Origin of the sequence: Anaplasma phagocytophilum str. Webster (genome assembly GCF_000964685.1) — a bacterium.
In the GTDB taxonomy this organism is placed as follows: domain Bacteria; phylum Pseudomonadota; class Alphaproteobacteria; order Rickettsiales; family Anaplasmataceae; genus Anaplasma; species Anaplasma phagocytophilum.
In genome coordinates, this window is sequence record NZ_LANS01000001.1 from 671584 (window position 1) to 694191 (window position 22608).

15 protein-coding genes and 4 pseudogenes are annotated in these 22608 nt (G+C 42.9%); 10 read left to right on the plus strand and 9 right to left on the minus strand.

Going from position 1 to position 22608, the window contains the following annotated elements; translation table 11 throughout:
- The first annotated feature begins 265 nt into the window (after positions 1-265).
- The 3 genes from guaA (at position 266) to gshA (ending at position 4779) form a co-directional block, all read left to right on the plus strand.
- A complete protein-coding gene (gene guaA / locus APHWEB_RS02830; RefSeq protein WP_011451269.1) occupies positions 266-1855 on the plus strand; it encodes a glutamine-hydrolyzing GMP synthase in 1590 nt (529 codons plus the stop codon).
- A gap of 33 nt (positions 1856-1888) precedes the next feature.
- Positions 1889-3124 carry a citrate synthase gene (locus APHWEB_RS02835; protein ID WP_011451268.1) on the plus strand — a complete coding sequence of 412 codons (1236 nt, stop codon included), beginning with the start codon at positions 1889-1891 and terminating at the stop codon, positions 3122-3124.
- A 428-nt stretch (positions 3125-3552) separates the two neighbouring features.
- Positions 3553-4779: a glutamate--cysteine ligase gene (gene gshA, locus APHWEB_RS02840; protein ID WP_020849470.1), complete on the plus strand. Its 1227-nt coding sequence runs from the start codon at positions 3553-3555 to the stop codon at positions 4777-4779.
- Between the two features lie 27 nt (positions 4780-4806).
- Here gshA and APHWEB_RS02845 read toward each other — a convergent pair.
- The 3 genes and pseudogenes from APHWEB_RS02845 to bioD form a co-directional block, all read right to left on the minus strand.
- Positions 4807-5028: pseudogene (locus APHWEB_RS02845) on the minus strand (P44/Msp2 family outer membrane protein); the annotation flags it as partial.
- Positions 5029-5163: 135 nt separating this feature from the next.
- The gene (locus tag APHWEB_RS02850; RefSeq protein WP_020849468.1) at positions 5164-6438 is read right to left on the minus strand and encodes a P44/Msp2 family outer membrane protein; all 1275 of its coding nucleotides are present in this window, start codon (positions 6436-6438) and stop codon (positions 5164-5166) included.
- A gap of 683 nt (positions 6439-7121) precedes the next feature.
- Positions 7122-7799, minus strand: a complete 678-nt coding sequence (gene bioD / locus APHWEB_RS02855; RefSeq protein ID WP_011451265.1) for a dethiobiotin synthase — start codon at positions 7797-7799, stop codon at positions 7122-7124.
- A gap of 73 nt (positions 7800-7872) precedes the next feature.
- Between bioD and ftsY the strand changes: the two genes are divergently transcribed.
- The 4 genes and pseudogenes from ftsY to APHWEB_RS02875 all read left to right on the plus strand — a co-directional run bounded on the left by ftsY (position 7873) and on the right by APHWEB_RS02875 (position 13224).
- A complete protein-coding gene (gene ftsY / locus APHWEB_RS02860) occupies positions 7873-8790 on the plus strand; it encodes a signal recognition particle-docking protein FtsY (RefSeq protein WP_020849467.1) in 918 nt (305 codons plus the stop codon).
- Between the two features lie 474 nt (positions 8791-9264).
- Positions 9265-10020: pseudogene (locus APHWEB_RS06020) on the plus strand (P44/Msp2 family outer membrane protein); the annotation flags it as partial.
- Positions 10021-10188: 168 nt separating this feature from the next.
- Positions 10189-10485, plus strand: a complete 297-nt coding sequence (locus APHWEB_RS02870) for a hypothetical protein (RefSeq protein WP_020849465.1) — start codon at positions 10189-10191, stop codon at positions 10483-10485.
- Positions 10486-10803: 318 nt separating this feature from the next.
- Positions 10804-13224 (plus strand): valine--tRNA ligase, encoded by a 2421-nt coding sequence (locus APHWEB_RS02875; protein ID WP_020849464.1) that lies wholly within the window; start codon positions 10804-10806, stop codon positions 13222-13224.
- Here APHWEB_RS02875 and APHWEB_RS02880 read toward each other — a convergent pair.
- The 5 genes and pseudogenes from APHWEB_RS02880 to APHWEB_RS02900 form a co-directional block, all read right to left on the minus strand.
- Positions 13214-13474: pseudogene (locus APHWEB_RS02880) on the minus strand (recombinase RecA); the annotation flags it as partial. The gene APHWEB_RS02875 and the pseudogene APHWEB_RS02880 sit on opposite strands and share 11 nt — an antisense overlap.
- A 293-nt stretch (positions 13475-13767) precedes the next feature.
- Positions 13768-15015, minus strand: coding sequence for a P44/Msp2 family outer membrane protein (locus tag APHWEB_RS02885; RefSeq protein WP_045895585.1), 1248 nt, complete (start codon positions 15013-15015; stop codon positions 13768-13770).
- Positions 15016-15261: 246 nt separating this feature from the next.
- A complete protein-coding gene (locus APHWEB_RS02890) occupies positions 15262-16023 on the minus strand; it encodes a P44/Msp2 family outer membrane protein (RefSeq protein ID WP_207759931.1) in 762 nt (253 codons plus the stop codon).
- A gap of 298 nt (positions 16024-16321) precedes the next feature.
- Positions 16322-17242 carry a P44/Msp2 family outer membrane protein gene (locus tag APHWEB_RS02895; protein ID WP_011451257.1) on the minus strand — a complete coding sequence of 307 codons (921 nt, stop codon included), beginning with the start codon at positions 17240-17242 and terminating at the stop codon, positions 16322-16324.
- Positions 17243-17579: 337 nt separating this feature from the next.
- Positions 17580-18131, minus strand: a complete 552-nt coding sequence (locus tag APHWEB_RS02900; RefSeq protein WP_011451256.1) for a helix-turn-helix domain-containing protein — start codon at positions 18129-18131, stop codon at positions 17580-17582.
- 230 nt (positions 18132-18361) lie between these two features.
- Between APHWEB_RS02900 and ndk the strand changes: the two genes are divergently transcribed.
- Positions 18362-18784, plus strand: a complete 423-nt coding sequence (gene ndk / locus APHWEB_RS02905) for a nucleoside-diphosphate kinase (RefSeq protein WP_011451255.1) — start codon at positions 18362-18364, stop codon at positions 18782-18784.
- A 34-nt stretch (positions 18785-18818) separates the two neighbouring features.
- On the opposite strand, the gene APHWEB_RS02910 is transcribed toward ndk, so the two are convergent.
- Positions 18819-20048, minus strand: a complete 1230-nt coding sequence (locus APHWEB_RS02910; protein WP_021799132.1) for a CCA tRNA nucleotidyltransferase — start codon at positions 20046-20048, stop codon at positions 18819-18821.
- A 124-nt stretch (positions 20049-20172) separates the two neighbouring features.
- Here APHWEB_RS02910 and APHWEB_RS02915 point away from each other — a divergent pair, with 124 nt between their 5' ends.
- Positions 20173-21360, plus strand: a complete 1188-nt coding sequence (locus APHWEB_RS02915; RefSeq protein ID WP_045895547.1) for a P44/Msp2 family outer membrane protein — start codon at positions 20173-20175, stop codon at positions 21358-21360.
- Between the two features lie 49 nt (positions 21361-21409).
- Positions 21410-22345: pseudogene (locus APHWEB_RS02920) on the plus strand (P44/Msp2 family outer membrane protein); the annotation flags it as partial.
- Positions 22346-22608: the final 263 nt, after the last annotated feature.

A 22608-nucleotide genomic window follows, 5' to 3' on the forward strand; every position in this document is an offset into this window, starting at 1 on the left:
GGCGCACTCTACGTAAAGTAGTAAAAAAAGAAAATTTTAATATTTATACTATCAATACACCAAATGCTATTGCATGCTTCGCTTGCGTCTAAGTGTGGTAACACTCAAGGTGACATACCCTGTATCTTCCGTGGTAGCCTCTTCCCTATACTAAGAGGGAGATTACTTCTCCTTTTGAACAATAAGCGTTGCTCTTCCCTGTGTATGTGCATTGTCCACTGAGCACTAATGTCTTACAATGTGTGTGAGTATATTGGAGTAGTAAGTGTTAACGATTGCCATAATTGACTTTGGTTCACAGGTTACCCAGCTGATTGCACGCAGAGTAAGAGAACTTGGAGTGTATAGTGAGGTTTTTTCTGTAGATACTGACTTCCCTGCTTTACTTGCGCAAGGGAAAAAAATAGCAGCTTTTATACTGTCCGGAGGGCCGAATTCAGTATCAGAATTGCAAAACATACCGAAAGTGGTTTCAGATGTATTAGAAATAAATTTGAAAACTGGAACCCCAATTATGGGAATATGCTACGGATTCCAGTTACTTGCACATAGCTTTAGTAGCACGGTAGAGTCAGACAAAGCACGCGAATATGGTCATGCACAGCTGCAAATTGTCGGTGAATCTGCTATCACGAAAGGTATATGGTCTGTAGGTCAAACAGCTTGTGTATGGATGAGCCACTCCGATAGCGTTGTTGATAATGTTCCTCAGGGTTTTAACGTAGTTGCTCGCAGTATGAATACCCAAGCTATAGCCTTTATTAGCAATGAGGAAAGGAAAATTTATGGCCTGCAGTTTCATCCAGAGGTCTCTCATACACCTGAAGGTAGAGATATACTAAATAGCTTCTTAACTACTGTTGGCTGCGCTAGAAACTGGACAGTTAGCTCCTTCTTGAACACTCAGATTGATGATATAAGGAGGACAGTTGGCAATGGTGTGGTTGTAGCCGCCATCAGTGGCGGAGTAGATTCCTCTGTAGCATCTGTGCTATTGCATCGGGCAATTGGCGATCAGTTGAAGTGTGTGTTCGTTGATACAGGGCTTCTGCGTAAAGGAGAAGTTGAAACAGTGCGGGAGTTTTTTGTAGACAAACTTAAGATGTCAGTCTCAATCGTGAGTGCTGCGTTCTTGTTCATAGAACGTTTGAGAGGGGTTGTAGATCCTGAAGAAAAACGCAAGATCATAGGCAACACATTTATCGAAGTGTTTGAGCAGGAAGCAAAAAAACTGGGAGATGCACAGTTTCTAATGCAGGGGACAATCTATCCCGATGTTATTGAATCGGGAGCTAGTGGTTTAGGTGTCAAAATCAAGTCGCATCACAATGTTGGGGGGCTACCTGAAAATATGAATCTCTCACTGGTAGAGCCACTAAGATGTTTATTTAAGGACGAAGTTCGCGCACTTGGCAGTGAATTGGGGTTACCTGACGTAATTTTGAAGCGCCATCCATTCCCAGGACCGGGGCTCGCAGTGCGAATTATTGGGGAGGTAACTGAGGAGAAACTTCAGTTATTGCAGGAAATAGACAATATATACATAAGTATGCTCTATGAGAGTGGTCTCTACCATGATATATGGCAAGCGTTTTCGGTTTTGATCCCTGCGCGCACTGTTGGTGTGATGGGTGATAGCAGAACTTATGGACATGTTTGCTGTCTTAGAGCTGTGACCTCTTCCGATGGTATGACAGCAGATTGTTTTCCTTTTGGAGAAGCTAAAGAGAAGCAGTTAAAGTTTCTGGAGTTTTTGCAGAAAGTTAGCGTGGCGATAGTAGGAAGTCTGCCGAGAGTAAATCGGGTGGTATACGACGTAACTTCAAAGCCACCAGCGACGATCGAGTGGGAATAGAAACAGTAATAAATTGTATTATCAGAGTATTATATGGTAGAAAAAGCTGTTTTGGAGTGTGGAGACCGTAGGATTAGTTTGCCGGTTTTACGCGGCACGGACGGGACCCCAGTGGTTGATATCACAACCCTATATAGGGAGAACAATGTGCTCACATATGACCCGGGTTTTATGTCCACTGCTGCTTGCAGATCAGAGATAACTTTCATTGATGGAAACAAGGGAACTCTACGCTACAGGGGTATTGATATAGAAAATCTGATCGGTACACCCAATAGCTTCAGTAGTATAGTGTATTTGTTATTGAAGGGTACTCTGCCTTCTGAAACTGAGCATGAAGAGTTTGTGCGGATTTTGGGCGCTGAATACGATGTGCCTGAACAAGTTATGAACGTTATTAGATCATTCCCTCGAGATTCGCATCCTATGGCTATTCTCATAGCTAGCTTTTCTGCTTTAGCTGCTAATTACCACGCAAGTCGCATTGATCCGCTTACAGGTGCTATCATCGCAATTGCGAAAGTACCCGGCATTGTTGCAAGTATTTATAGGCACACTGCAAATCTAGATTTTATACAAGCTGACGCAAACTTAGAGTACACGCATCACTTTATCAGGATGATGTTTGGCGACATGGATGATGCACATCGTGATATTATGCACAAAGCTCTAGATGCAATTTTTATAATGCACGCAGATCATGAGCAGAATGCCTCTACTTCCACTGTGCGTATGACAGGATCTTCTGGAGCAGGTTTATTTGCATGTTTGTGCGCAGGAGTGGCCACTCTGTGGGGGCCAGCGCATGGGGGCGCAAATGAGGCTGTTATAAAGATGCTTGCTGAGATTGGTTCACCAGAAAATGTTTCGTCATTTATCGACAAGGTAAAAAACAACAAGGGCAAAAGTCGTCTTATGGGGTTTGGGCACCGTGTTTATAAAAGCTATGACCCTAGAGCGCGTGTTTTGCGTACAATCTGTAAAGATGTATTAGATTCTCTAGGTAGAGATGAGAATTTGCTAGCTGTTGCAGAAGAGTTAGAAAGTCAGGCTTTGCAGGATGAGTATTTTATTGAGCGCAAGTTGTACCCAAATGTCGACTTTTACTCAGGTATAGTGCTAAGAGCTATGGGGGTTCCGGTAGATATGTATACTGCATTCTTTGCCTTGGCACGGACGTCTGGATGGGCATCTCAATGGTATGAGATGATTCAAAGTGATGAAGGGAAACGGATCAGCCGCCCACGCCAGTTATACACAGGAAAATAAGTGGTTTCAAACTCACGTATTGTATACAGTTCCTGCAAAGCACCTGTAGGGGTGTGTATTGCTTGTGTTTTCAGTAGTTATAGGGTTACGAAAGCGCACAAGATCACTAGGTTATGAGTGTTTGTAGATCAGCCACTGTGCATTTATGTGGGCATGTTTATGGTGTGCAACTAGGAGTGCTATGATCATTATATTGTAGACATTGTCTAAATAATGCTATTATGAGGCGCAGATACGACTGATATTGTTCTTACTTCTTCTAAGGAAGCGCCGATTATAGTGACATATATTATAGAAGCTGGTTGATTTCTATGGAAGTTACGTAAACACTGCACTTGAGTTGTGTTATACGTCCGTATAAATTGGTTGCTGCTTCCATGGAAGGTACGTATAGTCGCTGCGAATTTTTGTGATTTGTCGGGTTTGCTTTGGATATTGTCAAAATACTACAGGATATACTAGAATGTCGTAAGGTATTGATAAGGGAGTGGTTTGCAGATAAGTTTTCAAAATTCCCTGCTGTTCTTACCTCTTCCGTAGATGTACGGTGCGCTAAATACAAGGTTGCACCTATTGATACCAACTTTTTCCCAGCTGGATATAACAACTTAGGAGAATCTGGAAAACGCAAAGCTGAGACATTTTTACTGAAGCGCTTGTCTCAATATACAAATGGCAAGGTACTTATCATAATAGAAGGCCATACTCGTAATAAGAAGTATATAGATAGCGTGATCGTGCTACGTGACATGCTATGCAATGTTGGGTTTGATACAGAAGTGGGTGGCTGCTATTTACTGGAAAATCTTGTTGTTGAGTCCTCAAAGAATGGGGCATTAAACGTACAGAAACTCGTAAACAACTCAGGGAAGATAAGTACAGAGACTGGTTTTACCCCGGACGTCATTATCTTAAACAATGATTTAACCAGTGGAATACCTGAAGTATTAAAGGGAGATTTGTTACAAGACGTTATGCCATCGCGGTATTTGGGTTGGTTTAATCGACGCAAATCGGGTTATTTTGACATCTATGTTAGAATAGCAGAAGAATTTTGTAATGAGTTTGATATTGATCCATGGCTTATTACAGCACTGTTTTCCCATTGTGATAATGTAGATTTTGTGAAGGGAGAAGGCATAGAACGTATTGCCTCTGGTGTTGAGGATTTGCTATCAAAAATTCGGGAAAAGTTTGTTTTATATAATATTAGTGAAACTCCATACGTTTTCATCAAGGCAGACAACGGCACTTATGGAATGGGAATAGTAAGTGTTTGTAGTGGTGAAGATGTGCTAAAACTAAACAAGAAAGATCGCAACAAGATGCGTTGTGTAAAGGAGAGAAACCCCATTAGAAGCGTCATATTGCAGGAAGGCATTCCTACCAACGAAATGTTTGGCAATAACGTAGCAGAACCAATTCTGTACTATATCAGCGAAGACCTAGCGTGTTACTTATGCAGATACAATGGTGCTAGGAGCTGCTTTGAAAATTTGAACGTGCCTGGATGTGGATTTGCAGACATGGAGTTTTCAGTGCCTCAAGAGAAAAAATGCATTTTGGATGTTGTCGGCAAGTTGGCTATTCTAGCATCTGCTATGGAAGGCGCAGAAATCCTGAGACACGCCTCTAATACATTGAATCACGAATGAGAAGTAAAAATTAGCCAACAAACCACCTTAAAAAGCGAACCTAACACCAAATTCCCCACCGACATAAGCCATGGAGAAATTAGCAATAGCAGTATCCTTAGTACGGCCCGCCGGACTAGTATCATCTACAAGACGTTGAGCCGGGAGATCATCATAAACGCCATCTCCCACAACACGATGGTAGAATCCACCCGCAAAAGCGGAGATTTCAGGAGAGAGCTGATAACTCAACCCAGCCTTTAACCTATAGCGTGATATGCAAAACACCATCCTCATTAGTCACAGATTAGCTTCCTCTCGAAGTACAGATCACCTTTCTGAGGTCAGCGGGGAGATTTATATATAGCAAGTATTTTTCATGCTGGGTAAGAGTATAAAACCACCTTAAAAAGCGAACCTAACACCAAATTCCCCACCGACATAAGCCATGGAGAAATTAGCAATAGCAGTATCCTTAGTACGGCCCGCCGGACTAGTATCATCTACAAGACGTTGAGCCGGCAGATCATCATAAACGCCATCACCAACAACTCGATGATAGAAACCACCCGCAAAAGCAGAGATTTCAGGAGAGAGCTGATAACTCAACCCAGCCTTTAACCTATAAGCAAGCTTAGGAGTGATATGCCCATCAACCACGCCCACGAAGTTACCACCGAGCCCGACGCAAGCATAAGGAACAACACCTAAACCTTCACTAAGAAGATCATAACAAGCATTAACCATTACGGAAGTAGAAGAAACTGCCCTAATTTCAACAACCTCACCGCCTTCAATAGTTTTAGCTAGTAACCCTGCTACTATGGTTTTTTCGTCACTATTAAGATTTATCAGGTCTGTAGCCACGGCTTTGGCGTTACTATTAGTATCACCCGTCTTCAGTGATGTGTTCGATTTTGCCCTGCCCGTCGGCCAGTTTTTATCCTCAGCAATCTTCACAGTGTCCACAAAAGTACTAAATAACTTCGGATTCTGTGTAACACCACTACTATGCCCTAAACCACTACACTGTGACGTATCCCCATCAGTACTCCCGCTGGCTTCCGGGTTCACAACGAACTTTTTCCCCGCATTCGTACCAGGCGCTAGGTCAGCATGGCTACCAGTACAAACCTTCCCATCGATGGCAGAGCTAGAAATTTTCACAGCATTCGCAAACTGAACGATGTCTTTACCGGAGGTTTTGGCAAGAGCAGCAGTAAGCTTATCAGTCTGTCCAGTAACAACATCATAAGCTAACTCCTTAGCTAGTAGATATACTGTATCAGCTTCATCTTCCTTACTACCACTATCTCTAATACCCTTGGTCTTGAAGCGCTCGTAACCAATCTCAAGCTCAACCCTGGCACCACCAATACCATAACCAACACTGCCTTCCATAGCTACAAGCATGTTGTCCTTAAACCCAATCCGAGGATCAGGTGTGTTCCAGTCAAACTTGTTAGACTCTAGCTTTACACTCTTTCCATCCTTTAAGTATGGATATACTGCCTTAGTCTCTCCGTTACTCTCCCTTATACTAAAATCTCTTATCTTGCTAAACGCTGGACTGTAATCCAAACCAACATAGAAATATCCCGCACCACCAGTCTCCAAAGCGCTAACGTCATCATGAGCCCTGACATCATTCCCAGCCATGACTATAGCCATAGACATCATTACGCTTCCTAAATAATAGCTTATTTCCAATAATACCCGCGGTATCTAGATTTGGTTACAGCTTTGAGAGCGCATTCACTAATGTTTTCGAAACTGCAAGAGATCTTTATTGGACAATAGAGGAAATGCCTGCGCTGTTAGATTCTATCGGTGTAGCATCCTAATGTCTCAGAAGACAACCACCATACCCAAAGTTCACCATGGCAACAGCGGTCGCAACTCGTATTAGGTCATGGCGTATTCGATACCGCAAGCCCGTCCTATAGATCTGCATCACATTTACTCAGATCTATCTCATGCTTTATCTTGTTATGTCAACGGGAGGACCGTGATTCCTCAGATTCAACTATAACTTTCAGGGATAGCAGTTCACCGCTAAATAACTATGTGAAACACTGTATAATATGCGGCTATAAAAAAAGAGCCTACTACCTCTGTAAGGCAGTTTCTTTCCTAATGTCACAACCCTTAAGGGCACTCTACTATGCTGCAATCTTGCTATTATGTTGTCTAGCCGTTGGTTTTACGATCTTACCATTAGTGACACAATTGTACGTCAATTCATGTTCTGTGGTTGCGGTATTATATGTGAACCTCTAGACAATGTGTGCCACGGTGGCTTTGAAATCAACATGGCAAATGATATGATCTGCTGCGCGCTAATTTGGGCACGATACCCAATTCTACCTTAAAAGAAAATGTGCTATCTCTGGGGAAGTATGCGTCCATGGAGCGCGTAAATTTCTGCTTACATGTTCCTGTATATAAACTGTGCAGTTGTAATACTGGTTCACGTATTCTACCACATCACGGGCGCATGGGTTCTCTTCCTCTTTCTCAGACAAAATGACGTGTATTCGAAGGCCTTGCAAAACTTTCATAGCAGTCAGTGTATGACTAATACTCCCAAGATATGATCCGATCACCAGTACCACGTCTATTCCTAAATCATGTATTAGTTCAAGGCAGCTTTTGTTCTCGGTAATCGGGGACATCACTCCACCAACGCCCTCAATAAATGTATAGCTGTCAAGTGTTTGAGAGCTTTTGCGACAAAACCGCAGAATCTCTTCATAATCTAAGTGTGCGCCAGACATATCGGCAGCCACATTAGGTGCACGAGGTGCTTCAAACCGCCATGGTGAGACTCTTGATATGCTTTGTTCCGATACTGTGCATTCTAAACTTTGGATGATTTTTACCGTATCGGACTCACCCTCTGTAGCGCTGTTCCATCCCGTAATTACAGGCTTTATAGCTTGCACGTTGTGGCCAATTCTTCTAAAATGCCAGCACAATGCTGTGGTCACGAAGGTTTTTCCGACGTCTGTCCCTGTGGACGTAATGAAATATGCTGGCACTTTGGTTTATTATTCATGTCACCGTCGCAGTATAGCATTCTTGCTTGAAATGAAAAACTTTTAGGTTCTCGTCATGTCGTCAAATGAGAGTTTCTGGCAAAGCCTGAAGAGAGGGTTGTCCAAAACTTCTGCTAGGTTAAGTGAAGGAATTAGAAACATATTTGGTGGAAAAGCCGATGTTGATCAAAGCACTTTAAAAGCCTTACGTGATCTACTTATCTCTACCGATATGGGGCCTGACGTAGCTGATTTTTTTACTCAAAAAATTTCCACCCTGAAATTTACTGATTCAGTTGCAGAAGAAGTACGCCTAAAACTCGCTTCTGAGATTGAGAATTTTTTGCAACCAAGATCTGCCCCGATTACCATAACTCATACACCTCATATTATTCTTCTATGTGGAGTAAATGGCAGCGGTAAAACAACTACTGTTGCGAAATTAGCGCATAAGTTTATGAAGAAAAATATGTCTGTCATAATAGGTGCGTGTGACACTTTCCGCGCTGCAGCCGTGGAGCAACTTAACGTTTGGGCTGAAAGAATATCTTGCCCCATAGTAACGGGCACTATTGGTGCTGATGCAGCAAGTGTGGCTTACAAGACGGTTGAAAGAGCTGTAAAAGAGCATTTTGATGTTGTGATTATAGACACGGCCGGTAGGCTGCATAATCATAAAAACTTAATGGAAGAGTTGGCGAAGATATGTCGTGTTATTCGCCGCCATGATGAGAAAGCCCCCCATGATATTATACTGGTATTAGACGCTACTATAGGGCAAAACACTTTCACTCAGGTAGAAATGTTTTCCAGTTTTGTGGATGTAGGCGGTCTAATTTTGACTAAGTTGGATGGCACAGCTAAAGGTGGTGTAGTTTTGCGTGTATCACAGAAATACAACTTAATGATACATGCTATAGGAACTGGCGAGGGAATAGAAGATTTGGAAGATTTTTCTGCTACTAATTTTGCAAAGAGTTTACTGGAAATATAGAATTGCTAAGTCTGCGTCTCTAGTTCCACGGTCCCTCATCGTGATCATTCAGGGTCTAGTCCCATAAATCTGGGGATGATATTGGTCACATCACTAGATTAGAATCCAGACACTTTCGTGGAGTTTTAATACCGTATGCACATGAAATGATGGGCATCGAGTGCATTACCCAGTGGACTACCTGCAACTTCTATCTTTCATAACGATGAAATGCTTCCGGAAATTGAGTAGATGCTCATTAGTATGAAATAGACAGTATTTGTCGACATACAATTACACTAGCAAGCACATAGATGCGATATTTAGAGGCAATCACGTGATAAGCTTCTCTCAAATAGCCGCAACGTGCATACTGCATAAGCACGTGGAAATCGACTGTATGTTTCTACACAACAATTTGGAGCCTTAGTTTACCTTGGAACCATTATCAGGGAAAAGAAATAGGAATATTAAGAGTCTAATAAGTTTATTATTGAGACCAAGGGTATTAGAGATAGTGGTAGTAAGGAAGATGAAGCTGATACAGTATATCTACTGGCTAAGGAGTTAGCTTATGATGTTGTTACTGGACAGACTGATAAGCTTACCGCTGCTCTTGCCAAGACCTCCGGTAAAGATATCGTTCAGTTTGCTAAGGCGGTTGGGGTTTCTCATCCTAGTATTGATGGCAAGGTTTGTGTGACGAAGTCTGGTACTAACAACACTAGTAACTATGGAGCGTATGCTGCGACAACGCCTGCTAGCAAAACGAGCGATGGAAATACTTCGTTGTGCGGAGGTAAAGGAGGTAGCAGTAGCGGCGGTGGGAGCAGTGCGCAGGTGCTAAAAGACTTTGTTAAGTCCACACTACTAGGGGATGGTAGCAAGAACTGGCCTACTTCTACAGGTGGAGCTACTACGCCAGAGACTAACGACAACGCCAAAGCCGTAGCGGGAGACCTAGTAGCTCTTAATAGTGACGAAAAAACCATAGTAGCAGGGTTACTAGCTAAGACTATTGAAGGGGGTGAAGTTGTTGAGATCAGGGCGGTTTCTTCTACTTCTGTGATGGTCAATGCTTGTTATGATCTTCTTAGTGAAGGTTTAGGCGTTGTTCCTTATGCTTGTGTTGGTCTTGGGGGTAACTTCGTAGGTGTTGTTGATGGGCATATCACTCCTAAGCTTGCTTATAGATTAAAGGCTGGCTTGAGTTATCAGCTATCTTCTGTAATCTCTTCTTTCTCAGTATGAGGTGCTTAGGACGAAGGATGGTCAGACGACTAAGAGGTGCCAAGGTAATGGTGTATATGAGTAGATCACAAAAGCTAGAACGTCGTGAACGAACACGGAAAATGTGTCAACGTTGTGCGTGTAAACATAACTGTCGATAGCACACTTAGTCTTAAGTAATAGTGTCTAATGTCATTTGTTGCAAAAACCTTAGAGAAGACGGCAGCAATAGAGGTATCAGCAGTAAAAAAAGGTCAGATAGCACCACCAGTTATGTTAGAGTCAGCGTTTTTTATGTCCGAGTTTTTAGCGCTTTCAAACTCTAGTATAGTTAAGCATGTGCGTTTTTCCGAGCTCAAGTTTTTATCTAGATCGTGGGTAACTCAAGCCTCGTTTTTTATTTTCTTAGATTCTGCGCAGTTATCCCCACGTAAGTTCATCGCAAAGATTTTCCACAACACTTTTCTTATTCTGTCGCACATATAGCCACAGACCATCCCGCGGTACAAAAAGCACCACGTGTATTAAAATGTACAAGCCGCCCTTCATATAGAGAAGTTGACTTATAATATAGAGTCTTCCAGAAACGCAACTACGGAACTAATAATAGTAGAGAGCCGTTTTTAGGTTTGTGACGAACGTTACTTATCCCAAGCAAAACCATCTCCCGCATACCTAAAGTACCCCAAGCCCTTATTTCTGATCTTCAAACGTACATAGATGTTCCCCCGCGACCTTCGTTAAGATCGTTGTGTTGCCACAGACAATTTTTTATACTTCCCAGATTGAGCGACAAAAATATGTGTGGACAGTATTATGACAGAGCAAAAGGCAGGTTATAACCATCAGGTCATTGAAGAGCAATGCCAAGATGCATGGACAAAATCGAAATCGTATATATGGAAAGGCCGCAAAGACGCAAGCTTTGTCATAGACACCCCACCACCAACAGTATCAGGAAGCCTACACATGGGCCACGTATTTAGTTACTGCCATGCCGACTTCATAGCCCGCTACAAACGTCTGGCCGGTTTTGACGTTCTATTCCCCATAGGGTTCGATGATAACGGGTTGCCCACAGAACGCCTCATCGAGAGGGAAACAGGTGTAAAAGCCTCTCAGGTCGACCGAGGTGAGTTTATAAAGACATGTACTGCAGTTTCAAAAGAATACAGGTTAAAATACCGACAGTTATTTCAAACTTTGGGAATAAGTTTCGATTGGTCCCGTGAGTACCATACTGCAAGCCCCACTATCCAAAAGCTTTCACAAGAGTCGTTCATAAGTTTGTATAACAAAGGTGATGCGTACCGTAAACAACAGCCGATATTGTGGGACGTTGTAGATCAGACAGCAATATCTAACGCGGAGATCGAAGACAAAATTTTGCCATCTACAATGTATACGGTTCGGTTTCAGACAGAATGTGGTGAGAGTATACTAATAGCCACAACCCGTCCAGAACTCATGCCCGCATGTGTAGCAGTGTTCTATCATCCTTACGATAGCCGTTATAAGCATCTTGAAGGCAAACATGCTATCGTACCAGTAGGCGGAAATAACGTCAGAATTCTGCCGGACGATAAGGTAGCCATAGATAAAGGAACTGGCTTGGTAATGTGCTGCACATTCGGCGATGAAACTGATGTATATTGGCGGCAAAAGCATGCGCTTGACACCAGAATAATTATAGATAAAACCGGACGCCTTACAGGTCTGGAGAAATTGGCAACAGAGAAATCTCTCATCTCCCCAACACAATTCAATGGTTTAAGAATAAAAGAGGCCAGGAAAGCCATAAGCGAGACCCTGGCAGCAAGCGGATTGATATCATCCCAAGCAGATATAGTTCATAGCGTCAGATGTGCAGAGCGTTCTGGAGCTCCAATAGAGATTTTGCCGAGTGAACAGTGGTTTATCAAGATTAAGGATCACAAAGATATATTTAAGAACCTAGCAGAACGTATTAAGTGGCATCCTGACCACATGCGAAAACGACTATATACGTGGATCGAGAACCTGAATAGCGATTGGTGTATATCTCGTCAGCGATTTTATGGAGTCCCAGTCCCAGTATGGTATTCAAAACGAAATGGTGAAGAGGGTAGGGTGATCTTACCCAATGTTCAAGATTTACCTATAGATCCCATTAAAGACTTTCCTAGGGGCTATGGCAAAGATGAAGTGATACCCGATGTTGACGTTATGGATACATGGGCAACGAGTTCACTATCTCCAATGTATCACACTATGATGTTGGAAGGTACATGTCATGAAGGAAATATACCTACCGATCTTCGTACCCAAAGTCATGAGATAATACGATCCTGGGCGTTTTACACCATAGCCATGTCCCACCTTCATCGAGCAGAGCTGCCGTGGAAAAGCATAATGATAAGCGGTTGGTGCGTTGCAGAAGATAAGACTAAAATGAGCAAATCTAAAAACAACGCCAAGGATCCAAGCGAATTACTAAAAACTTACGGAGCAGATGCGATTAGATACTGGGCTTCCAAAGCCCGAAACGGCGTAGACACCGTGTTTTCAGAAGAAGTCATTAAAACAGGTAAGCGTCTAGTTACAAAATTATATAATGCGCATAAGTTTGTACAGCTTGTAGCCGGTAATATTAAACCAAGTTTTGAGGCTATAACAAGTCCTCTCGACCAGTGGATCGTGACACGCTTAAGTAAAATTGTAGAAATAAGCACAAAAGCATATGAAGAATGTGACTATAATACAGGACTAGGTGTTGTCGAGGAGTTTTTCATTAAGCAGTTCTGTGACAACTATATAGAGTTATCCAAACATCGAGCATATAACGAGGAAGACTTACAGGGTCATAAATCTGCTCTAAGTAGTCTGCAAATCGTACTACAAACTGCCATAGCACTCTTCTCACCCATCATACCGCACGTAACTCATTATATAAGTAGTAATAGTGAAACAGAAAGTCCAAAGTGGCCATTATACGAAGAAATACCACGTTATGAAGCCATAGAACAAATGTGCGAGGAAGCAATGAGAATAGTTCACGAGATTAGACGTTATAAGTCAGAAAATTGTATCGCCATGAACCATCCCCTTAATATACTTTCTATATCTAGTAGAGCAGTACAACAAGATATGCATCCGCAAATCTTAGAGGATATTAGAAATGCTTTGAAGATTTGCAAGATAACTATAGAACAAGAGCAGGGAGAAGACTTTATTATTCAGCAATAACATGAAGAGCTAAGGTAGTCTTACCCGAGCTTTCAGGGCCAAAAATCTCAATGATACGGCCCCTAGGAAGCCCCCCAACACCTAGAGCTGCATCTAGAGCAATAGACCCAGTAGAAACACACTCAACAGCTTCTACAGGGCTATTCTGCAGCCTCATAATAGATCCACGCCCAAAAGCGCGTTCAATCTGACCAATAGCAGCATCAACAGCCCGCTGCTTATCAGAGGGGGAGTCCTTCATTTCAACCATGGGGTATCACAAGAATTTTAACTGCTCAACAATAGACATTGAAGCCAAAAGTGTCAAGATTTGTACAAATGGGAGCGATGCGATTTGCACTATAAAAACACGCCAAATCCCCATCAAGCACTGATAGAAACCTTCTAACCTGAGCAGCAAGAAAATAAATAATAGGAACGGTCACGGAGTAATAATTAATGGTAGCAGAACCAGAAGAAGTCAGGAAGAGGGTGAAGTACCGCAGGAAGTAGAATTAAAGTAGAAAAGGGGAGCCCTTAGCCCCCCTCTTTAGATAAGCAAGCTTAAAAAGCAAACCTAACACCAAATTCCCCACCGACATAAGCCATGGAGAAGTTAGCAATAGCAGTATCCTTAGTACGACCCGCCGGACTAGTATCATCTACAAGACGTTGAGCCGGCAGATCATCATAAACGCCATCTCCCACAACGCGATGGTAGAATCCACCCGCAAAAGCGGAGATTTCAGGAGAGAGCTGATAACTCAACCCAGCCTTTAACCTATAAGCAAGCTTAGGAGTGATATGCCCATCAACAACGCCCACGAAGTTCCCACCGAGACCAACGCAAGCATAAGGAACAACGCCTAAACCTTCACTAAGAAGATCATAACAAGCATTGACCATTACGGAAGTAGAAGAAACCGCCCTGATCTCAACAACTTCACCCCCTTCAATAGTTTTAGCTAGTAGCCCAGCTACTATGGTTTTTTCGTCACGATTAAGCGCTACTAGGTCCGTGGCTACGGCTTTGGCGTTGTCGTTAGTCTTCAACCCAGTCCCGCTTGAAGTAGGCCAGTTTTTACTTTCATTTTCTACTAGGGTTTTGGCTACAAATTCCTTAAGAAACTCTTGTGTATTATTCGTGCCGCTCGAGCCACCTTCGTCTCCACACAGTGAGGTTTCAGGGTTGCTGCTCTTATTAGTCGTGGCAGCATACTTCGCATATCTAGTACCACCACTGTCCTTCCTCGTCGCACAAACCTTCTTATTAATATCGGGGTGAGAAATTCCAACAACAGCATTGGCAAATTTAACAAAGTCCTTACCGGAGGTTTTGGCCAGAGCAGCGGCAAGGTTATCAGTCTGCCCAGTAACAACATCATAAGCTAACTCCTTAGCTAGTAGATATACTGTATCAGCTTCATCTTCCTTACTACCACTATCTCTAATACCCTTGGTCTTGAAGCGCTCGTAACCAATCTCAAGCTCAACCCTGGCACCACCAATACCATAACCAACACTGCCTTCCATAGCTACAAGCATGTTGTCCTTAAACCCAATCCGAGGATCAGGAGTGTTCCAGTCAAACTTGTGTGACTCTAGCTTTACACTCTTTCCATCCTTTAAGTATGGATATACTGCCTTTGTCTCTCCGTTACTCTCCCTTATACTAAAATCTCTTATCTTGCTAAACGCTGGACTGTAATCCAAGCCAACATAGAAATATCCCGCTCCACCAGTATCCAAAGCGCTAACGTCATCATGAGCCCTGACATCATTCCCAGCCATGACTATAGCCATCGACATCATTACGCTTCCTAAGATTATCTTTCCTTTTCTCATACTTTTCAACTTCTCCAAATTCCTTCTTTTTCTTCGTCTCCTCACTTCAGCCGGTCCACTCAAGGGCTAACCCCCTCTAACATCTCCAGCCAAGCTTTTCATCGAACTTCAATATGTCCGGGATTCAACACTCCCCAAGACAGCTCAAAAGTCCAATCTCTTCCTCCCACTAGGGTATTTCTTCTCCGTATTACCTCTTACGCACATCTTTCTCTAGAACAAATAACGTACCCCGCACGCATTCCCTACGTAGCTAACGTTCATTCCAGATGAAAGCAGAGTGTCAACACCCTCAACCGCAGCCACCGAAAAAACGCGTACCTTCCCCCGCAACACTCCAAATCCGCGGTAATACACCTCTCCGAACATAGTTAAATTCTTAGTAAATTGCAGTTCAACGCCTATCTTCGCGTTCCATAAGGCCCTTAGTCTCCCAAGCCCGCCAAGGTAATCCGTAGCAGCGAGTCCAAGCCCAAGACAGGAATAGATCCCATTCTTCTCGTCCAGCCGCAACCCAGAGTAGCATCCGTTCAGCAGTACAAGACCAAGGTGCACTCCAGGGTTCTCTCCCACAAACCCACTCACTTCTCCTTTAGCCCCACTCTTTCCGGTAGTGAACGCGAAGTGCACCGCATTCCCTTCAATCTTGTAACCCGCAGCGCTAGGGTGAAACTCCTGCTCACTTCCCTCTATCTCTATACCCAGATTTCCGAAACGATAGCCGAAAGAACCACTCAGTCCAAAATCTTCTGTGTACACAGGTCTGTATTTATCACCGAACTCCCCGCTTCCGACTCCCCCAATTCCCTTAGAAAAAGTATCGTGACCATACTTCACGGCATCGAGCTCACTCTTACGAGGCCCCATCACACTACCAGTTATACCCCTAACTTTTAAGTGCTCCACCCCGAAGTCTACTACACTCTCTCCCCATCCTAGAGATGCATAGAATCCACCGGCTTCACCCCTCTCCACCAAACAAAAAGATACGAGCAAGCAATAGGTAAAAAATAAGCAGCGAAGACTCCCGAACACCATAAGTCACAACACCTAAATCTAACCAGAGCACTCCCTTCCATATACTACCAAGGGCGGCTCTACAACCTGTACAGGTAAAGTTATACTAAAAAAGAATTAAGTCAAGAGGACTTAGGATTTATTTTGCATATTCTGCTATGCAATTTAAGAATTAATTAGGAATCACCATTCTCAACCGAGAATATATGTGACCTAACCATACTATAAGATTTCAAGATATGCCGGTACTGACATACTAAAGTGTTAGTCGAACACCACATTCCAATCCATAATAGAGTAATGATAGGTGAGCATCAGGATATAGTATAGAATCAGTGCTGATACTCTGACTTGTACCGCCACTACTGGAGCTTCTAGTTCCTATATTATGCTTTACACGCACGTTCTTAAATTTCTCCCCATTTACCTTATCTACATAGGCAGAGAGAAATACTGACGCCTTTCTAGAGAGAAAATACTGCACACCCACCTTAGCCTGATAAGCCCACCTTTGCTCCAATACACCAAAGGCCTTAACATATCCAATTCCAGCCCCCACGCAAATATTGGGCGATAGACGCGATTCCTCAGGAATCATGTCATAACATAAATTTGCAACAAGAGATGTGATGATCAGATCTCTATTTTCAAGAGAAATGTAATACTTTTCATTAGGGTGTGTAGCAGTAGGCTGCCCCGTACCGCCAGATGAAGCGGAAGCGGCAAATCTGTAGGCTTTGGCTTTATCACGCTCTTTATACCGTTTTGGATCTACGAGAAACTTCTGATGCATACCCTCTACTTCAACTCTCACGTATCCTGTAGAGTATCCAGCTGATGCAGAGAGAGCCTGCTTGCTATGAAGATATGAAGGATTATACTTCCCTTGAAAGTTTTCGGCATCACTAGTAGATGTGCTTGCCACAGACTGTAAGAGAGTAGCTATCCCGCTAGAGCTTTCAGCATCTTTAGCAGAGAACACGTCCAGAGGGTTACCTCCATGCACTAAAGAAAAAGCTCCAAAGTATGGTACTGCATACTTGTACTGGATGCTGGAAAAGAACCCTTCTATGCCAGCTTGTCGTGAAAAATCCACAGGTTTTGGCGAAGCAAACGACAGCGAAGGCAGCATAAACATTACAGTGGGTAGGGCAAATACACAGATTTTCTTCTTCATAGCGGATTACAAATACTTTTAAGAGTCCATACCTTAGCGTAGAATAGGCGAACCGATACATCATGTCAAAGTACATTAAAGCAATTTTTGCAAATAAAGGACTGGATAAAGGAGTTATTAAAGAATTTTAAGAGGTGGAATCAGGGCGTGTATTGGGTGATATGTATCGGGAGTTGTAATGAAAAAAAGATCTGTGAATTACGGTATTTATCTGCAAAAAAAAATGCATAATAAGTGATGCGGGCAGCACTAAAACAGCACGAAGCTGCCCGCTCGCAAACTTATTCGACGCAGAAAGGCAAGGCCAAACTAGCAATTTTTTTTTGCGAATTGTATATTAATCTTCTTGGTTTGTTACGATAACATACTCAGGACCCCTATAGGAAGTCTCATAATCATCATTAGATTGTTCTGCGCACATAACTTTTACTAGTGTATGAATTGCACCACGCATTTTTTCACTTTTTATTCTACGGTATGCCCTAACAAGCATTAGTACTTCTTTGCCATCATTATAATTATGATCAAATTCCTCTAATGACGCTTCATCTCCTTCTTGAAGACAAGTTATTGATATGTCGGTACCCTCTGTTATAGACCGTATGTCATTTTGCAACTTAGACATGAGGTCATTAATCTCAATGCCTAAAACACGAGCCAGCTCATATAACCTGCTTATCACTATACGGTTAGTACCCTTTTCGTATTTTTGTACTTGTTGGAATGTAATCCCTAACCTGCTTGCAAGCTGATTTTGGCTCATGCCCTTCATGATGCGCTGCTTCTTTATTTCTCGTCCCACATACTCGTCTACTGGATGAGGCTTTGCTTTCCCTTCTATAGTTATGGGGATGGAATTTTGGTTTTGTGCTTGAGAAGTCATAAACATTATCCCATATGTTACTCAGATAACTTAGGATAAATCATACATAATAGTAATGCAACAGTTATTTCATGTGTGATTGAGATCCTAAAACCGTGAATAGCATGCTAGATTAGTAATAATCATACTGATAATTCGCAAGCATAGGTTATAGCAGTTGTTTATTGCGTTATACACTTGCGATAATGTACTGTTGCGTGTTAACATATTTGGTTGAATATAAAGGGGGCACAAGAGTGCAAGAGAGGACGCTTTCTATCTTAAAGCCTGATGTCGTTGAGCGTGGCATAATAGGTAATGTTATTTCCTATATAGAGGCTGCGGGGCTTAAAGTTGTTGCGCAAAGGATGTGTAGATTAACTGTCTCTCAGGCCGAAGAGTTTTATGATGTGCATCGTGACAGGCCGTTTTTTCCTGAGCTTGTTAAGTTTATGACTTCAGGACCCGTCGTAGTGCAGGTACTGGAAGGGGAATCGGCTATAGCTGTATACAGAGATGTTATGGGTGCTACGAATCCTAAAGAGGCTGCAAAAGGGACCATAAGGGCTGATTTTGCTGAGAGCATAGATGCAAATTGTGTGCATGGATCGGATAATGCAGATAATGCGAAGAGGGAAATCATGTTTTTCTTTGGAGAATGTGAGATTTTTAAACGGTAGCCAGTAATTGGGCAGCGCTTTGTTCCAGAAGTGTCTAAGAAGTAGAGGTAGGCTTTTCTTCGAGTAATCTCTTAGCGGTAGTTAGCAGTTGATCACGAGATACGTTGCGTATGTCTTCTTCCCACATTGTCTGTAGAGTTCGCAGTGTTTGCCCGAGAACTCTTCCTGTTGGATAACCCAGTTGAATTAGGTCTTTTCCAGAAATAGGTAAGGTTACTGGTGTGAAGTCTTCGCTGGAGGCAAGATGGGCATGCAGTATGCTTTCGGGTAATGAAGCGCTTTTCAGGGAGTTGATGATTACTAAATCCTTGTAGATTTCCGTACCTAGTGTATTCATATATTTCTGTTGTTGTGCAACGGTTAGGGGTAGCTCTAGCTTAGTTAGGAGCAAGGTCTCTAGAAGATTCTTCTCTTTTCGTGATAGGCGCAACGCAGCGGTAAGGTTCTGTGCTATTTCTACAACAGAGTATGCGGGGTTTTCTGTATGCAGTAGCGCTGCGAGTTTAGCTATTGGTGATCTTGTTGCGATTTGGGGCGATGAGAGCACCCCCACGTTAATGTGGTATGGTATAATTTGAGCTAAAATATCGCACCGTTCCATGATATGCAGGGTTCCTACGCAGTTTCTACACGCTAAGAGTTTAAAAAACTCACTTCTAATGCGCTCCTTTGAGAGTAGTGCTAGTTTACTCGCGTGCTTGCTGCATACGTTGATTATTTCTTCGCTGAGCGCGCTATCACTGCATATTGAAGCATGAAACCTAAATACCCTAAGTATCCTCAAAAAATCTTCATTAATGCGTTGTTCCGCATCGCCTATAAAAGCAACGGTCCTGCTTTGTAGATCCCGAATTCCAGTAAAGTAATCATATATTTTTCCATTCTTGTCGCAGTATAGAGCATTAAACGTAAAGTCTCTCCTAGACGCATCTGCTTCCCAATTGTCTGTAAAAACTACTGATGCATGCCTTCCATCACATTTAGTATCGAGTCGTAGGGTTGTAATTTCATAAGGCACACCTGCTACAACTGCCGTGACGGTTCCATGCTGCATACCGGTGGGGATGGCCTTTATGCCCGCTGCTTTTAGGGATGTAAGCACCGTCTTTGGTAACAAATCTGTTGCCAAATCTATATCCGTGGTTTCGCGCTGAATTATACTATCCCTTACGCAGCCACCAACTAGTCTAACGCTACCATTAAAGCTTTCTAACACTTTTATTATACGCTGAACACCAGCATTGTCTATTAATTTATTAAGCATTTTCTGCCTATCTTCACTATAACTGATATTAGCAAACTTATAAGTGGAAAGCAGCAACTTGCATCAAGGGGGTGTATTATCAGCTCATGGTGTTGTTCTTTAAAATATCCGAGAACATTGTAATATGATGTCTATGGCTATAGTCATGGCTGGGAATGAAGTCAGGGCTCATGATGACGTTAGCGCTTTGGAGACTGGTGGTGCGGGATATTTCTATGTTGGTTTGGATTACAGTCCAGCGTTTAGCAAGATAAGAGATTTTAGTATAAGGGAGAGTAACGGAGAGACTAAGGCAGTATATCCATACTTAAAGGATGGAAAGAGTGTAAAGCTAGAGTCACACAAGTTTGACTGGAACACTCCTGATCCTCGGATTGGGTTTAAGGACAACATGCTTGTAGCTATGGAAGGTAGTGTTGGTTATGGTATTGGTGGTGCCAGGGTTGAGCTTGAGATTGGTTACGAGCGCTTCAAGACCAAGGGTATTAGAGATAGTGGTAGTAAGGAAGATGAAGCTGATACAGTATATCTACTAGCTAAGGAGTTAGCTTATGATGTTGTTACTGGACAGACTGATAAGCTTACCGCTGCTCTTGCCAAGACCTCCGGGAAGGACTTTGTCCAGTTTGCTAAGGCGGTTGGGGTTTCCCACCCTACCATTGATGGGAAGGTTTGTAGGACGAAGAATGGACATAGTACACCAACGACGTTAACTGCCTACGGTAAGTACGCTGTAGAGTCAGACGTAAAGGCAGGAGACAACAATAATGTTGCACTATGCGGTGGTGCGGGGTCAACGGGTGGAACTGGGAGTAGCTCACCGCAGGTTTTACGCGACTTCATTAATGCCACAATGTTGGGAGATGGAAGTAAAAACTGGCCTACGTCGACCTTAAAGGCGGGTGGCTCAAATGGACCAACGCCTGTACATAACGACAACGCCAAAGCCGTAGCCACAGACCTAGTAAATCTTAATCGTGACGAAAAAACCATAGTAGCAGGGTTACTAGCTAAGACTATTGAAGGGGGTGAAGTTGTTGAGATCAGGGCGGTTTCTTCTACTTCTGTGATGGTTAATGCTTGTTATGATCTTCTTAGTGAAGGTTTAGGCGTTGTTCCTTATGCTTGTGTTGGTCTTGGCGGTAACTTCGTGGGCGTGGTTGATGGCCATATCACTCCTAAGCTTGCTTATAGATTAAAGGCTGGGTTGAGTTATCAGCTCTCTCCTGAAATCTCCGCTTTTGCGGGTGGATTCTACCATCGCGTTGTGGGAGATGGCGTTTATGATGATCTGCCGGCTCAACTACCTTGAATAGCTAGGTATATCAAGATCCTAAGCAATAACTCTTATTATTAAAAGGAAGACCAAGGGTATTAGAGATAGTGGTAGTAAGGAAGATGAAGCTGATACAGTATATCTACTAGCTAAGGAGTTAGCTTATGATGTTGTTACTGGGCAGACTGATAACCTTGCCGCTGCTCTGGCCAAAACCTCCGGTAAAGACATCGTTCAGTTTGCTAAGGCGGTTGGGGTTTCTCATCCCGGTATTGATAAGAAGGTTTGTAATGGGGAATATATGTCCGGGAGCGACGGCGGGAGTAATATAGCTTATGCGGCTGACCCGACAGACAATACAAAGACGGCGCAGTGTAGTAATTTGAAAGGCACAGGCAAGACTGATGGTAATGCGTCTTTTAGTAAGTTTGTGGAGAAAGTGGAGTTACATGATAAGAACTGGCCTACGGGGATGATACATAGCAGCAGTAGTAAAAAGGCCGGTACCACTAATGGGAATGCCAAAGCTGTAGCTAAAGACCTAGTACAAGAGCTTAATCATGATGAAAAAACCATAGTAGCTGGGTTACTAGCTAAAACTATTGAAGGTGGGGAAGTGGTTGAGATTAGAGCGGTTTCTTCTACTTCTGTGATGGTCAATGCTTGTTATGATCTTCTTAGTGAAGGCTTAGGTGTCGTTCCTTATGCTTGCGTCGGTCTTGGTGGTAACTTCGTGGGCGTTGTTGATGGGCATATCACTCCTAAGCTTGCTTATAGATTAAAGGCTGGGTTGAGTTATCAGCTCTCTCCTGAAATCTCCGCTTTTGCGGGTGGATTCTACCATCGCGTTGTGGGAGATGGCGTTTATGATGATCTGCCGGCTCAACGTCTTGTAGATGATACTAGTCCGGCGGGTCGTACTAAGGATACTGCTATTGCTAACTTCTCCATGGCTTATGTCGGTGCATCATTTAAGCCATATTACGCAGTTCTTCTAGTAGAACTGTATGAGTATCGATAAAAAGATATACGACGCAGCATGCTCTGAAAAAGTGACAGGGTGAACAGCAGTGCAGCATACATTAGCCTGTCTGTATCAGTGTGCAATCTGTTACAAAACTACTAGGATCATTCTTTTAACACCTATCGGGTTTATCAAGAAAGTGAGTGCATACGTGACGGCAAGCGATAAGACGCTAAAGCATCGAGCATAGTGTCTAACTGCATGGGTAGTAGAAACACGGTGCGTCAGTTGCTAGGTTTTTGTTATTGACATTGCTCTGG

Coding starts and splice junctions, on each gene's coding strand:
- APHWEB_RS02835 (WP_011451268.1), top strand. CDS start 1,889: ATGGTAGAAAAAGCTGTTTTGGAGTGTGGAGACCGTAGGATTAGTTTG.
- APHWEB_RS02850 (WP_020849468.1), bottom strand. CDS start 6,438: ATGATGTCTATGGCTATAGTCATGGCTGGGAATGATGTCAGGGCTCAT.
- ftsY (WP_020849467.1), top strand. CDS start 7,873: ATGTCGTCAAATGAGAGTTTCTGGCAAAGCCTGAAGAGAGGGTTGTCC.
- APHWEB_RS02870 (WP_020849465.1), top strand. CDS start 10,189: ATGTCATTTGTTGCAAAAACCTTAGAGAAGACGGCAGCAATAGAGGTA.
- APHWEB_RS02885 (WP_045895585.1), bottom strand. CDS start 15,015: ATGATGTCGATGGCTATAGTCATGGCTGGGAATGATGTCAGGGCTCAT.
- APHWEB_RS02895 (WP_011451257.1), bottom strand. CDS start 17,242: ATGAAGAAGAAAATCTGTGTATTTGCCCTACCCACTGTAATGTTTATG.
- APHWEB_RS02900 (WP_011451256.1), bottom strand. CDS start 18,131: ATGTTTATGACTTCTCAAGCACAAAACCAAAATTCCATCCCCATAACT.
- APHWEB_RS02910 (WP_021799132.1), bottom strand. CDS start 20,048: ATGCTTAATAAATTAATAGACAATGCTGGTGTTCAGCGTATAATAAAA.
- APHWEB_RS02915 (WP_045895547.1), top strand. CDS start 20,173: ATGATGTCTATGGCTATAGTCATGGCTGGGAATGAAGTCAGGGCTCAT.